General features: G+C 70.7%; 15 protein-coding genes. 7 read left to right on the top strand and 8 right to left on the bottom strand.

What is annotated here, in order from left to right; genetic code table 11:
- Window positions 1-111 precede the first annotated feature (111 nt).
- Entirely contained in the window at window positions 112-1653 is a 1542-nt protein-coding gene (locus ACFFGH_RS11565; RefSeq protein WP_386668369.1) for a fibronectin type III domain-containing protein, read from the top strand.
- Between the two features lie 9 nt (window positions 1654-1662).
- Here ACFFGH_RS11565 and ACFFGH_RS11560 read toward each other — a convergent pair whose 3' ends face one another.
- From ACFFGH_RS11560 to ACFFGH_RS11540, 5 genes are all read right to left on the bottom strand, one after another.
- The gene (locus ACFFGH_RS11560) at window positions 1663-2106 is read right to left on the bottom strand and encodes an SRPBCC family protein (protein WP_386668367.1); all 444 of its coding nucleotides are present in this window, start codon (window positions 2104-2106) and stop codon (window positions 1663-1665) included.
- A gap of 322 nt (window positions 2107-2428) precedes the next feature.
- A complete protein-coding gene (locus ACFFGH_RS11555) occupies window positions 2429-3349 on the bottom strand; it encodes an RNA polymerase sigma-70 factor (RefSeq protein WP_386668365.1) in 921 nt (306 codons plus the stop codon).
- The gene (locus ACFFGH_RS11550) at window positions 3324-3896 is read right to left on the bottom strand and encodes a carboxymuconolactone decarboxylase family protein (protein ID WP_386668363.1); all 573 of its coding nucleotides are present in this window, start codon (window positions 3894-3896) and stop codon (window positions 3324-3326) included. The genes ACFFGH_RS11555 and ACFFGH_RS11550 overlap by 26 nt, the downstream gene beginning before the upstream one ends.
- A gap of 190 nt (window positions 3897-4086) precedes the next feature.
- Window positions 4087-4476 (bottom strand): ACT domain-containing protein, encoded by a 390-nt coding sequence (locus ACFFGH_RS11545; protein WP_386668361.1) that lies wholly within the window; start codon window positions 4474-4476, stop codon window positions 4087-4089.
- Window positions 4477-4506: 30 nt separating this feature from the next.
- Complete coding sequence (locus ACFFGH_RS11540) at window positions 4507-6144, bottom strand: hypothetical protein (RefSeq protein WP_386668359.1); 1638 nt, start codon at window positions 6142-6144, stop codon at window positions 4507-4509.
- A gap of 99 nt (window positions 6145-6243) precedes the next feature.
- On the opposite strand from ACFFGH_RS11540, the gene ACFFGH_RS11535 reads away from it, so the two are divergent.
- The 3 genes from ACFFGH_RS11535 (at window position 6244) to ACFFGH_RS11525 (ending at window position 8042) form a co-directional block, all read left to right on the top strand.
- Entirely contained in the window at window positions 6244-6432 is a 189-nt protein-coding gene (locus ACFFGH_RS11535; protein ID WP_386668357.1) for a PspC domain-containing protein, read from the top strand.
- Between the two features lie 62 nt (window positions 6433-6494).
- Complete coding sequence (locus ACFFGH_RS11530) at window positions 6495-6668, top strand: hypothetical protein (RefSeq protein ID WP_386668355.1); 174 nt, start codon at window positions 6495-6497, stop codon at window positions 6666-6668.
- A gap of 18 nt (window positions 6669-6686) precedes the next feature.
- Complete coding sequence (locus tag ACFFGH_RS11525) at window positions 6687-8042, top strand: MFS transporter (RefSeq protein ID WP_386668353.1); 1356 nt, start codon at window positions 6687-6689, stop codon at window positions 8040-8042.
- On the opposite strand, the gene ACFFGH_RS11520 is transcribed toward ACFFGH_RS11525, so the two are convergent.
- Together ACFFGH_RS11520 and ACFFGH_RS11515 are read right to left on the bottom strand one after the other, a co-directional pair.
- Window positions 8043-8534, bottom strand: a complete 492-nt coding sequence (locus ACFFGH_RS11520) for an FBP domain-containing protein (RefSeq protein ID WP_386668351.1) — start codon at window positions 8532-8534, stop codon at window positions 8043-8045.
- 56 nt (window positions 8535-8590) lie between these two features.
- The gene (locus ACFFGH_RS11515; RefSeq protein WP_386668349.1) at window positions 8591-8884 is read right to left on the bottom strand and encodes a hypothetical protein; all 294 of its coding nucleotides are present in this window, start codon (window positions 8882-8884) and stop codon (window positions 8591-8593) included.
- A gap of 57 nt (window positions 8885-8941) precedes the next feature.
- Between ACFFGH_RS11515 and ACFFGH_RS11510 the strand changes: the two genes are divergently transcribed.
- Together ACFFGH_RS11510 and ACFFGH_RS11505 are read left to right on the top strand one after the other, a co-directional pair.
- Window positions 8942-10459, top strand: a complete 1518-nt coding sequence (locus ACFFGH_RS11510; RefSeq protein ID WP_386668347.1) for a DUF7059 domain-containing protein — start codon at window positions 8942-8944, stop codon at window positions 10457-10459.
- A gap of 42 nt (window positions 10460-10501) precedes the next feature.
- Window positions 10502-11191, top strand: coding sequence for a DedA family protein (locus ACFFGH_RS11505; RefSeq protein WP_386668345.1), 690 nt, complete (start codon window positions 10502-10504; stop codon window positions 11189-11191).
- Here ACFFGH_RS11505 and ACFFGH_RS11500 read toward each other — a convergent pair.
- The gene (locus ACFFGH_RS11500; RefSeq protein ID WP_386668343.1) at window positions 11182-11712 is read right to left on the bottom strand and encodes a 2'-5' RNA ligase family protein; all 531 of its coding nucleotides are present in this window, start codon (window positions 11710-11712) and stop codon (window positions 11182-11184) included. The genes ACFFGH_RS11505 and ACFFGH_RS11500 overlap by 10 nt on opposite strands.
- Before the next feature lie 103 nt (window positions 11713-11815).
- Here ACFFGH_RS11500 and ACFFGH_RS11495 point away from each other — a divergent pair, with 103 nt between their 5' ends.
- A complete protein-coding gene (locus ACFFGH_RS11495) occupies window positions 11816-13018 on the top strand; it encodes an AI-2E family transporter (RefSeq protein WP_386668341.1) in 1203 nt (400 codons plus the stop codon).
- Window positions 13019-13020 lie beyond the last annotated feature (2 nt).

The raw sequence follows: 13020 nt of genomic DNA, 5'->3' as shown, positions 1-13020 counted from the left end.
ACTCGGCCGCGAAATCCGACGCGACGAGTCCCGATCGCCGACCCAGCGACCGGGTCGCGCCGCAACCCCGTTGCCCGCGTCCGCTTGGTGTACCCGAACACCGAAGGAACCATGTACCAGTCCGCCCGAACGGCACTGGCGCTGCTCGCAGCCGCCGCGATGGCCCTCGGCCTCGCGCAACCCGCGCTCGCCGCCGAGCCCTCCCACTTCCACTTCGTGCGGGGATCCGCCACCACCACGCCGGGCTCCGTGTGCGTCGACTCCTACGTCGAGCCGGCCTGGGGTGTGGCTGCAGTCACGCTCGACATCGCCCTGAACGGTGCGGTTCGGGACTCCGTCACGTCGAAACTCACCACCTCGAAGCGAGGGTCCTTCGCGGATTCGATCAAGTACCACCGTTGCTTCGACATCGCCGCCGGGCCGGTCGCCGTGACGGCGGTTGCCACCGCGAATCCCGACTCAGCGGCCGGCCGGCCGGTCACCGTGGCGGTGCTGGATCAGCTGCTCCAGGTGGCGGCGGTGCGGCCGCCGACCGTTCCCGCCGCCCCCGGCAAGCCGTCCGTCCGGGCCACGGGCGCGACGTCGATCAAGGTCGCCTGGGGCCAAGCTGATGACGGCGGGAGCCGCGTCACCGGCTACGAAGTGCGGGTCTCGAAGGGCAGCACCGTCCGTACCGTCCACACCACGGGGACGTCCGTGACCGTTCCAGGGCTGAAGCTGCACTCGGCGTACTCCGTGACGGTGCGCGCCCGGAACTCGGTCGGCTCCTCTGCCGCTTCCCCGGCGGCCGGCATCCGACTCGAACCGCCAGGCAGGCCGGCAAAGCCGGCCGCAAGCGCGGGAAGCGCCACATCGGCGAGGCTGGTCTGGACTGCACCGAAGAGTGCCGGCGGACCGCCGGTGACCGGCTATCAGATCCGGGTTCTCCACGGAAGCACGCTGGTCAGAACGGTGGCCGTCGCAGCCGACAAGCGCTCGGTGACCCTTGCCGGGCTCGAGGGCGCCACCCGCTACAGCGTCGATGTCCGCGCGAAGAACGCAGTCGGCTACTCGATGCGGTCGTCGAAGGCCTCGTTCACCACCAAGGGCTGGACTGGCGCCGCGAAGTGGGCCGCGAAGAAATACGGCACGTTCTCGACCGTCACCATCCGCGGCACCGGGAACGACCTGATCGAACTTCCCCGTGGCGCCAAGGCGGGCCTGCTCAGCGCTCAGCACAGCGGAGCCGCGGGCTTCAGCGTCAAGGTCCAGGACAGCACCCGGAACACGACCGACTGGCCGGTGAACACGATCGGCGCCTACGCCGGCACCACGGTGTTCGGGATGGACTCGTGGCGCGGCACGCCCCGTCACCTCGAGATCAGAACGTCGGGGGACTGGACGATCCGGATCAGCGCCGTCCGCACCGCCGCCAGCCTGCCAGGAACGGGCAGAGGCGACGGGGTGTATCTCTACGACGGCGGCACGAGTCGGCTCGCCGTGACCCACAATGGCCATCGCAACTTCGTCGTGTACACCTACGCCGGGGGCCTCTACGGTCGCGACCACGTGGTGAATGCGTACGGCGCATTCCGCGGAACCGCGCCATTCAAGAAGGGCCCCGCAGTGGTCGAGGTCCTGGCTGACGGGTCGTGGACCACCAGACTGGGGTAGGCAGCTGCGTCAGAGGGTGCCAGGCCGGCCCTCTGCGACGAACGCCAGCCGGCGGAGCGTCTCGACGTTGCGCTGGTGCAGCATTGCATCCAGCAGCCACGACGGAACCATGGTCGCGGGCCCCGCCACGGGCTTCTCGGTGAGCCGCACCACGCATCCCTCGCCTCGAGGCTTCACGTCGAGCGAGACGATCGCCTCTCCGATGGGCCAGCCCTTCGGCTTCAGCGCGGCGTGCCGGGGCGGATCCCACTCGAGCATCGTGGTCTCGTCGTTGACGAGCAGCGGCCAGGTGCCGAACGAGTGGTGCAGCTTCGAGCCAGGCCTCGGCCACTCATCGTCCACGTTCCGCATCCGGGAGGCGCCGACCACCCAGGTCGGGAAGAGCCAGCCGTCGGCCAGCACGTCGAACACGTCGCCGGGGGAGCAGGAGATCAGGCGGTAGTTGGTTGCCACTGCGCGATTCTGCCCGAGCCGGCTGACTGTTGCGCGAGTCCGTCGCCACACTGGCAACGAAGAAGGAGCCGGGCGTTCGCCCGGCTCCCGTCTGCGTCAGCGGCCGCTCAGTCGTTCTTCTTGGAGGCCGACTTCGCTTTCTTGTCGGCTCGCTTCTCCTTCAAAGACTTGCCTGCGGCGGTCTTCGCGCTCGACTTCTTCGGTGACTTGTCTGCCATAGCGACCACCCCTCAGCGGAGCTCGAACGTCTCCGGTAGAGCGACCATACGCCATGACGCCCGAATATGGGTACCGCTTCTCGGAACATGTTGATGATGCCGCGTCAGCGCGCGTCCGGAAGGCGCACGCGGGTCAGCTTGTCCGGGTTCCGGACGAGGTAGATCTCGGTGATGGCGTCGCCGTCCATCCGCATCGTCGCGAGGGTGTCGAGACCGGATGAGGTGAACGCACCGACGGCCGGCTCGCCGTTGACCTCGAGCATCCGGAACTCCATCGGCCCCGTCTGCTTCCCCAGCACGCCGAGCAGGAAGCGGAGCACCTTCTCCGGTGTGCGGATCGGGCGGAGTGCGGCCTTCTTCTTTCCGCCGCCGTCCGTCGTCAGCACCACGTCGGGGGAGAGGAGGGCGAGCAGCTCCTCGACGGAGCCGCCCTGCATGGCCGCCAACACCCGCTCGGCGACTTTCCGGTGCGTCGTCGGATCGACGGTGTTGCGCGGGGAGCGTGCGGCGACATGCTCCCGTGCCCGGTGCACCAGCTGCCGCACCGCCGCGGGGGTGCGATCCAGTGTCGTTGCGATGTCGTCGAAGTCCTCGCCGAAGACCTCACGGAGGATGAACGCGGCCCGCTCGAGCGGCGACAGGGATTCCAGCACGACCAGCATCGCGAGCGACACCGACTCCGCCACCTCAGCCGACGCATCAGTGGCCGGGAGGTCGCTCACCGGCTCGGGAAGCCACGGGCCGAGGTACTCCTCGCGGCGGCGCTGGCGCGTGCGAAGCTCGTTCAGGGCGAGGCGTGTGACGGTTCTCACGAGGTACCCGCGGGGTTCCCGCACCGCGCTGCGGTCGGCGGCGCTCCAGCGAAGCCACGCCTCCTGCACCACGTCCTCCGCCGTCGACATCGATCCGAGCACCCGGTACGCGGCGCCGAGAAGCGCGCCCCGGTGCGTCTCGAACTCGCGCGCCGCATCCTCCAGGCTGTCTGGTTCGGACGCGGGATCACCCGGCTGCGGAGGCTGCGTCATGAGGCCGATACTCGCACAGCTCGCGGAATCCCTGGCTCGTCAGCCCCATCGCCAGATTCACCCGCGACCGCTGGTTCTCCAGCGCGATCATGAATGTCAGCTCGACGAGCTGCTCGTCGGTGAGCCGCTCGCGGAGCGCCGCGACCTGGTCGTCCGTCACCTCGACCGGCGTCCGCGTCATCGCGACGGCGTAGTCCATCACGAGCCGCTCCAGCGGGCTGAAGGCGTCGGTCGGTGTGCGGTCCGTGACGGCGCGCAGTTTCGCCTCCGGCATCCCGCCCGACCACGCCTCCCAGTACCCGAAATCCATGCACCACGAGCAGCCCAGCTCTGCGGCAGCGGCCATCACCGCGAGCTGCTTCAGCTGCCGGTCGACGGTGTTCCACTTCGCGGCTCCCAGCTCCGCCCGGAGGTAGGTGCGCAGCACTCTGCGGTTGTTGAAAGCCACCAGCCCTGGCTCGAGCACGCCACCGTACTTGCGGCGGCTGTACGACTCCAGGAGCCGCACCGTCAACGTGCGGGGGTGGTCGATGCGGACGCGTGCCATGGTTCTCCTCCAAGGTCGGGACTGCCGTCATCAGGACGACACCGGCCGCCCGGAGGCTGTGACATCGGGGCCGAAACCCCGCCGATTGCGGCCGTGATCGGACCTGGCGCCGCCGACGTGGACCCTCGTCGAGCGGACAGTGCTGCGGCGGGTGCTCGCGCAGAAGTGACGCCGCTCGGGCCCGGGGGTGCTAGCCGGAGAGGCCGGCGAGCACTTCCAGGGCTGCGTCGAGCCGGTCCTCCGGCACGAGAAGGTGGTCGTGGTGGAAACCGGCGAGGATGTTGCAGCTGATCCCGGCCTCGGCGAGCGCGCTGCTGACCACGGCCGTGAGCCCCACAGCGGAAAGCGCCGAGTACACCTCCAGGGTGATCCATCCCGCGACGTAGTCGTAGCCGAGGCCCAGGGCGTCCGCCTCAGCCTGCGGGATGACGAGGGTGGTGCCCTCGTCCTCCACGATCGAGGCGGCGGCGCCGATGGTCTCCGCATCCTCGTGCGACACGGTCACGTAGACGTAGCGCTCGTCGCGCGCGGTCGCGGAGAGGGAGGCGAGCAGGGTGGCGAGGTCGCCCTCAGCGGTCACTGGCAAGTCCTTCCGTGGGTCCGCCGGGCCTCACTGATACGTGATCAGGTCCGGCACCGGTTCCACCATCATGGTCTGCTCCGGGTCGAGCATGGGTGCGTCCTCGTCGTAGAAGTTCTTCCAGCCCCACGCGACGTCGGGCGCGTCGGTGCGCAGCCGCTGCCAGGTGGCCTGCTTCTCCGGCTGGCTGCCTTGGCCGTCCGCGTGGATCAGCACCGTCACCTCTGGCCGGTCCGTCTCGATGCCGGCGCGGTCCTCGATCATGTCGTTCCGGAACTGGTGCAGCACGAGCAGCTTCGGCGGCAGATCGTGCGCCCGGACGAGTTCGGTCAGATAGTCCTGCACCGCGTTCACCTCGGCGCTGCCGACGCTGCCGATGTGCACCATGTGCTTCTCGCCCGGCCCCAGCCGCCACTCCGGGTCCAGGGCGAGCCCCACCCACGGCAGCCGCAGCGATTCCTCGTACAGCTTCGCCTGGCTCACGAAGTCGGTGTGGCCCGGCTGCAGATCGAGGATGGCGTACATGCCGGCCTCGCCGGCCGCCTCCGCCCACTCCAGCATCCCCGCCGGATCGAGCTCGTTCGAGTAGTTCTTGTCAGAGCCGGCGCTGCTGGATGCGACGGTGGCGATGAGCTCGAAGGCGGGGAGCACGGTCTTGTCGGTCAGCTCGTCGAAGGCCGCCGCGTGCCGGCGGGCGCGCTCGATGCTGGCGGGCAGATCCTGCTCGCCGAGCACCCCGAGCACCGGTGCGCCGGGGGTGCCGTAGATGGCGACCATCATGTGCGCCGGGAACAGCAGCTGCCCGCCGCCGGGCAGCTGCAGCCCGCTCCGCGCGGACGCGATCTTCCAGTCGAGACTCGGCTCCGCGCCGAGCTCCGGCCCGAGCGCCACGACGCGCGCGTCGGCGTGCTGCGCCAGGAACTCGATCGCCTCGGGCGACGCCTGCGGATTCGGACGATCCGCCGGCAGGATCAGCACCTCTGCGCCGGCGGCGCGGGCCGTCGCGAGGCCCGCGATGCCCGCCGAGTCGTCGACGGCGAGTGCGACGAGTCCGCTCGCGCGCTCAGCCGGCTCGAGCTCGGGCAGCGGCTCGGACACTGGGGCGTCGGTCGGGCTCGCCGGGGATCCGCTCTCGGCGACGAGCAGCTCCGGCGACGCCGGGTCCAGTCCGCTCACCGCTTCCGCTGCGGACGCATCGGCGGCCACGGTCCGCTCCGTGAAGCGGACGCCCAGCGCGGCTTCGAGCGCCGGACCGGTCGGCTCCACGTGGAGCGCCGTCCGTCCCTCGAGCACGGTCTCCGCGGGCCCTTCGCCCAGAAGAACGACGTGGTCGGCGCCGAGCCGGTCGAGCTCGGTGCTCAGCACGTCAGGATCCGCGTCCGCCGGAAGTGCCGGCACGCCGAGCGCCACGGCGACCGACGCCGCGGACAGCTCGAACCCGCTTCCCGCCAGCACGACGACCGGGGACGCTTCGAAGAGCGCGGCACTCGCATCGACCGCGCCGGCCGCGGGATCCGCATCCCCGAGCATCGTCAGCCCGTCAGCGGGCGGACGTGCGACCGGAGCGGAGAGGTTCTGGGGTGGGCCGGGTTCGGGCGCGGCGCATCCGGCCGCGGAGAGCACCAGCGCCACTCCGAGACCGACACCGCACATCCGCTTCGATCGCATTCCCTCCACGGTAACCGGGTGTCGGCGAATCCCCGGGTGGCGTGCGGGCCTGTCGCGATAGGGTCGGCGGGAACGAAGTTCTTCGAGAGGAAACGCACCGTGGCAGAGCTCAGCAGACCTATCGACAACCGGATCATCGGCGGGGTGTGCGCCGGCCTCGCGAGGCGCTTCGGCTGGTCGGTCGGCCTCGTCCGGCTGCTGACCGTGCTGTCGATCTTCATCCCCGGACCGCAGGTCATCGCCTACATCGTGCTGTGGATCGTCATTCCGGCGGAGCGCCGCGCCTGACCTCGCGATGCCGTGCCGGGTCGCCCGGCGGCAATAGAGTGGAGCCCTAAGGAGCTGCCCACATGAACATCCTCGCCTATGTCGTCTTCGCGATCCTCTTCTTCGGATCCTGGCTGCTGTTCGGCTACGCATTCGTGCTGCCCTACCCGCTGAACCTCGGCATGTTCCTCGGCGGCATCGTGCTGGCGTCTGCGTCGCTCATGATCCCCTTCCACGTGCTGGGCAAGCTCGACTAGCAGCGCCCTGAGGCCTCAGTGAGCGCAGCAGACGGGCCGCGCACGTCCCGGCTGCCGCGCGCGCTCCGGCCCCTCGGATTCGGGCAGTTCCGTCTGCTCGCGACCGCGGTGACGATGTCCCTCTTCGGGGCGGGCGTCTGGCTGGTCGCTCTCGTCTGGAAGGTGATCGAGCTGGGCGGCGGTCCTGTCGACCTGTCGATCGTCGCGACCGCGGCGTCGCTCGGTCTGCTCGGGGCGGTGCTCATCGGCGGGGTGGTCGCGGACCGGGTGCCGCAGCGCAGGATCCTGATCGGCACGGAGGCGGCGAAGACGCTCACCATCGGTGTGGCGGCGGTGCTCGGCCTCACCGGTGGCCTCGAACTGTGGCACCTCGCCGCCGTCTCACTGGTGCTCGGCGTCGCGGACGGCTTCTTCTATCCGGCGTACTCCGCCTGGCTCCCGAGCATCCTCCCGGCGGATCAGCTGCTCGCGGCGAACGGCATCGAGGGGGTGCTGCGGCCCACCATCATGCAGGCGGCCGGCCCGGCCGCCGCCAGCGCGATGATCGCGCTGCTCTCCCCGGACGCGGCCTTCCTGCTCGTCGCGGTGTCGCAGGCGTTCGCGGTCGTGGTGCTGTTCGGGATGCACACCACCCCGGTGCGGCGGGTGGCCGACGCGGAGCAGCGGTCGCGACTGCGCGGGGTGATCGCAGACCTGCGCGGCGGATTCGGCTACATGCGGCGCACCCCGTGGTTCCTCGCGACGCTCATCTTCGCGGTGGCGCTCGTGCTGGTCATCATGGGTCCGATCGAGGTGCTGCTGCCGTTCGCGGTGCGGGATCAAACCGGGGGCGGCGCGGGCGCGTTCGCCCTGACCTTGGCGGCATTCGGGATCGGAGGGGCGGTCGGCTCCATGGTGACGGCATCCTTCCGGCTGCCCCGGCGCTATCTGACGATCATGAACCTGCTGTGGGGGGCCGGGTGCATCCCGCTCGCGATCATCGGCTTCACCGACCAGCTCTGGCTGATGGTGGCTGCCCTGCTCGTGGTCGGGTACACCTTCGGCTGCGGTCAGGTGCTGTGGGGCACGCTCCTGCAGCGCCGCGTGCCGCCGGAGCTGCTCGGCCGGGTGTCGAGCCTCGACTTCTTCGTGTCACTCGCGTTGATGCCGGTGTCGATGGCGCTCGCAGGTCCGGTCGGCGAGGCGGTCGGCATCCCGCTGGTGTTCCTCGTCGCGGGCCTCGCGCCGCCGCTCTTCGCCGTCGCGGCGATCCTGATCTGGCGCCTGCCGCAGGATGAGATCGCCCACCCGCTCGACACGGCGGAGGGGCAGCAGTCACAGGCGGCCGAGGGCACGCGCACGTCGGGCACGGCGGAGCCGGAGCCGACCGGGTAGTCAGTCGCCGAGCACCTGCGCGGTGAACGCCGCGAGCCTGGAGGTGAGCCCGGCCGCCCGGGAGGCGATGATCTCCTCGGGTGCAGGCTGCATATCTGAGGCCGGCGGTGCGATCCGGATGAGGATGGAACAGGCGAGGTCGGCGCAGATGTAGGTGCCCACCGTGTTGCCGTTCCGGCCCGCCTCGCCGGCGCGCGGTGCGGTGAAGAGGGACACCTGGTCTGCCGGCTGCGCCGTGCGGCAGAGGGAGCACATCGCGGAGATCCCGCGCGACATCCGGCTCTCCGCCGCGCGGAGCGCGATCCCCACCGGCTGCCCGCCGCGCCAGTGCACGATGTAGCCGCGCTGGATGGCGCGGGGATCGCGCCAGCCCAGGTACTCCCGGTCTTCCCACACCGTCTCGTGCAGGCCGGGGATCGTCATCCGGGCGGCGTCGCCGCTCGTCGCGTTCACCAGCGACGCGCGGATGTCGGATTCGGTCAAAGGCTCCATGCAGCGACCAGCCTACGGCGTGTCACGGCGCTGAGGATGCCCGCGAGCCCTGCGCGTCAGACGGGACGGGAGCCGGGCGCGTCGGAACGCGGCATGTGGATCTCGCCGGGATCCGGCTCGACGATGCCGTAGTCGTCCGGACCGCCGGTTCCGGGCAGCAGATCGACGTCGTCGGTGTCGACACCTTGTGCGTGCGTCGACTGGTCGTTCTGCTTGACCTCGGTCTCACGCTCGCTCCCCGGCGCGTACGCCCGATCCTTGGTCGTCAGTTCCTCGTCGGTCAGCGGGGCCTCGGCGTCGCCGACCGTCTTCCGGCCCGGGTCACCCGCCATGTCGGTGTCGTTCGCCATCCCTCGACGCTACGCCGCACGAAAAGCCGGGGCGTTCAGGCACAGGAGAATGGCAGGGTGCTCACCCCGACTCTCCATGCGCCGCTGATCGCGCGGCTGCGCACCGATCTCGCGGGCGCCGGCTTCACGGTTGAGGCGCTGACCACGCTGTGGGGCGCGGAGGCGGCGGAGGCGCTGGCCCGCGGCTTCCGGGTACCGGCGCGGCGGGCGATCCGCGGCGCCACACGTCCGTCCGCCGTGCTTGCGGCAGTGTTCGTGCTCGGCGACGAGCGTCCGGTGGAGGAGCTCGACGCGGCGCTGCCCGGCTGCGGCGCGGCCGGCGCGGAGGAGCTCGGACTGGTGGCGCTGGACGGGGACCGGGTGCGCACCCGTGTCGACCTCCGGCCGTACAGCTTCGTCGACGGCGACGGAGTCGGCAACTGGTGGATCGCCTCCGACCCGGGTGAGCTCACCTCGGGCGGGCCGCTCCGGGAGGATCACGTGCTCGGGGTCGGCGGTGCGTCGCTCACGCTGAGCGGGCTGATCCTTCCGATTCCTGTGGGCACCGCGCTCGACCTCGGCACCGGCTGCGGCATCCAGGCGCTGCACGCCGCACGGTACGCCGACCACGTCGTGGCGACCGACATCTCGGAGCGGGCGCTCGCCTTCGCCGCGTTCAATGCCGCGCTGAACGCCGTCGACACGATCGAGTTCCGGCTGGGCAGCCTCTTCGAGCCGGTCGCGGGGGAGCGGTTCGACCTCATCGTGTCGAACCCGCCGTTCGTCATCACACCGCGGGCGCCCGGCGTGCCGGAGTACGAGTACCGCGACGGCGGGCGGGCCGGCGACGAGCTGATCCAGGCGGTGATCGGGGGCCTGCGGGACCACCTGGCGCCCGGCGGAACGGCGCAGCTGCTCGGCAACTGGGAATACCGGGCGGGCGTCGACGCCTTCGACCGCGTCCGGGCGTGGACCGATGGTCTCGACGCCTGGGTCATCGAACGCGACACCCTCGACCCGGCGCTGTACGCGGAGACGTGGATTCGCGACGGCGGCCTGAAGCCCGGGAGCGACGACTTCGACCGGCTCTACGAGCTGTGGCTCGACGACTTCCGGTCCCGCGCAGTGGACCGGATCGGGTTCGGATACCTCATGCTCCGTCGCCCGGCCGGCACGCCGACGCTGGCGCGGTTCGAACGGCTGTCCGGCGAGCTCGGCGAGCACGGCGCCGGGCTCGGCGGCGCCATCGCGGGCATGCTCCGGACCCACGACCGCCTCCAGGCGCTCGACGACGTTGCACTGCTGTCGCAGGCACTGACCGTCGCGCCGGACGTCACGGAGGAGCGGCACCACTGGCCGGGCGAGGAGCACCCCAGGGTGATCGCATTGCGCCAGGGCGGCGGCTTTGCGCGGTCGGTGCCGGCCGACACGGCGCTCGCCGGATTCGTCGGTGCCTGCGACGGCACCCTGTCTGGCGCCGCGCTGATGTCGGCGCTCGCCGAGGTGCTGGGGGCCGACGCCGCCGAGCTCCGCACGGCGCTGCTGCCAGATGTGCGCCGGCTCCTGGTCGAAGGATTCCTCCGCTTCGCGGACTGACCGGCTGGGCTCCCGCACAGGGGCGCTTCCTAGGGTCGGGGCATGATCCTGGAACTGCTGGTGGCCGCCGGCAGCGAAGAGAAGCAGCTGCCGGGCATCCTCGGATTCGCGACGAGGATCATCCAGGCACTCAGCGAGTGGGGCGTCGGGCTGCTCACCCTGATCGAGACGGTCTTCCCGCCCATCCCGAGCGAGGTGATCCTGCCGCTCGCAGGCTTCCTGTCGAATCGGGGCGACATGAACATCGTTCTGGTGTTCGTCACGGCGACCGTCGGCGGGTACCTCGGTGCGCTGCTGCTCTACTGGTTGGGCAGCGTCTACGGCGAAGAGCGCACCATCGACACGCTCTCGCGAATCCCGCTGCTCGACCGCAACGACTTCCAGCGCGCCGCGGGCTGGCTCCACCGGCACGGGCGCCGGGCGGTGTTCTTCGGGCGGCTGATCCCGGGGGTCCGAAGCCTCATCTCCCTGCCGGCCGGCGCCACCCGGATGCCCCTCGGCACCTTCACGGTGTTCACCCTCGCCGGGACCGCGCTCTGGAACGCGCTGCTGATCGGCCTCGGGGCCGCGCTTGGGTCGCAATACGAGCAGATCGACCGGTACTCCGGCATCCTCGATGCGATCATCATGGGCGTCCTCGTGGTCCTGTTCGGGATGCTGGTGGTCCGCCGCATCAAGCGGGGCCGCGCCGCGAAGGCGGGCGCTCGGCGGGAGGACCCGCCTCAGACCTGACCGCTGCCGACCGCCGGCGTCACCGTCTTGGTCTCGCTGTCCCAGAGTCGCAGACCGACGACCGTCGCGGCGCTGCCCCAGCGCGGCAGGTGTGCGATTGCGGCGCCCAGCTGCTCCGCGGAGAGTCGCCGCGCGATCGTCGCGTGCGGAGTCCAGGCGTCGACCCGCGCCGTCTCCAGCACGAGCGCATGGGGGGTGACCGCCCGGTTCACCCGAGCGTGCAGCTCGAGCAGCGCGCGGGAGACGACGATCGAGCGGCAGAGCACCACGCCGCGAGGCGACGGGAAGACCAGGTAGCCACCGATGGTGATGGGCATTGGCAGCAGCTCTCCGACGGCTGCGCGAAGTGCGTGAAGCGAGCGGTCGAGTCCTTCCGGGGCGACGGCGACGGTGACGTGCGGGCGGTTGCTCGGGCTGGTGTTGCGCGCAGAGCTGGGCAGTCCGGCATCCTGCAGGGACGTCCACTCCGCGCGGAGCTGCGCCTCGGTGGCAGGGTCGAACAGCAACTCGAGGCTCTGCATGGCGCCATTGTGCCGGGCTCGGTGGTGAAGCGGCGGGTAGCGGTGGCTGGGAATCCCCGTGGCCTGGAGAAGACATTCAGCAAGGATTCGGCATCATGTCAGGATGTTCCGCATCCCCCGACGCCGTCCCCAGGACCAGGCGCAGCCGGATCCCGGATCCGGTGAGGTGGCGCCGGTCGCCGGTCCTCCGCAGTCGCCGACCGTCGTGGTCGCTGAACCCTCGGCGGAGACTCGTCCGCCGGCAAGCCTGTGGACCGACGGCTTCGGCCGAACGGCGGTGCGGAGCGCCCAGGTGCTGCTCGTGCTGGCGGTGAGCGTCGCCGTCGTCTACGCGCTCATCCAACTGCGCATCGCCGTGATCCCGGTGCTCATCGCGCTGCTGCTGGCGGCGGCCATCGGGCCCCTGGTGAATTTCCTCCGCCGGCGCAACCTCCCCTCAGCGCTCGCCACCTGGATCGCACTGCTCGCCGTGCTGATCGTCGTCGGCGGCATCGTCACGACGGTGGTGTTCGCCGTCCGGCGGGAGTGGGGGACGCTGGTCGAGCAGGCGTCCGAGGGGCTCGGCGAGCTGCAGACCTGGCTTACCGAGAGCAGCCCGATCCCCATCGACGACGAGCAGATCGAGGAGGCGCGGACCGCCGCGATCGACTTCTTCACCAGCAGCCAGTTCGCCAGTGGTGCCGTCAGCGGCGCCGTGGCGGTCGGCGAGGTGATCGCCGGGCTGCTGCTGACGATCGTGGTGCTGTTCTTCTTCCTCAAGGACGGCGGCAAGATCTGGACCTTCCTGGTCGAGCGGCTCGGCGGATCCCACAAGCCGCGGATGCGGCGCGCGGGCGCCCGTGCGATGGAGGTGCTCGGCGGCTACGTCCGCGGAACCGCGATCATCGCCGCGGTCGACACCGTCGTGATCGGCGGGACGCTGCTGATCCTGCAGGTGCCGCTCGCGCTGCCGCTCGCGCTCATCGTCTTCGTCGGCGCCTTCATCCCGCTGGTCGGCGCGACGCTGTCCGGCATCCTCGCTGCCCTCGTCGCGCTGGTCGCCAACGGACCCGTCGCGGCCCTCGTCGTCATCATCGTGGTCATCCTGGTGAACCAGCTCGAGGGCGACCTGCTCGCCCCCTTCGTGCTCGGCAAGTCGCTGAACCTCCACGCCCTGGTCGTGCTGCTCGCGCTCGCGGCCGGAACGATCCTTGGCGGCATCACCGGCGCCATCCTCTCGGTGCCGATCGCCGCCGTCGCGTGGGCGGTGATCAAGACCTGGAAGGGTGAGGAAGCTCCACAGGGAACGATGGGAAAGCCTGCGTAGCG

Source organism: Lysobacter korlensis (assembly GCF_042434515.1).
This window is presented reverse-complemented; position numbering and strand designations above follow the sequence as displayed.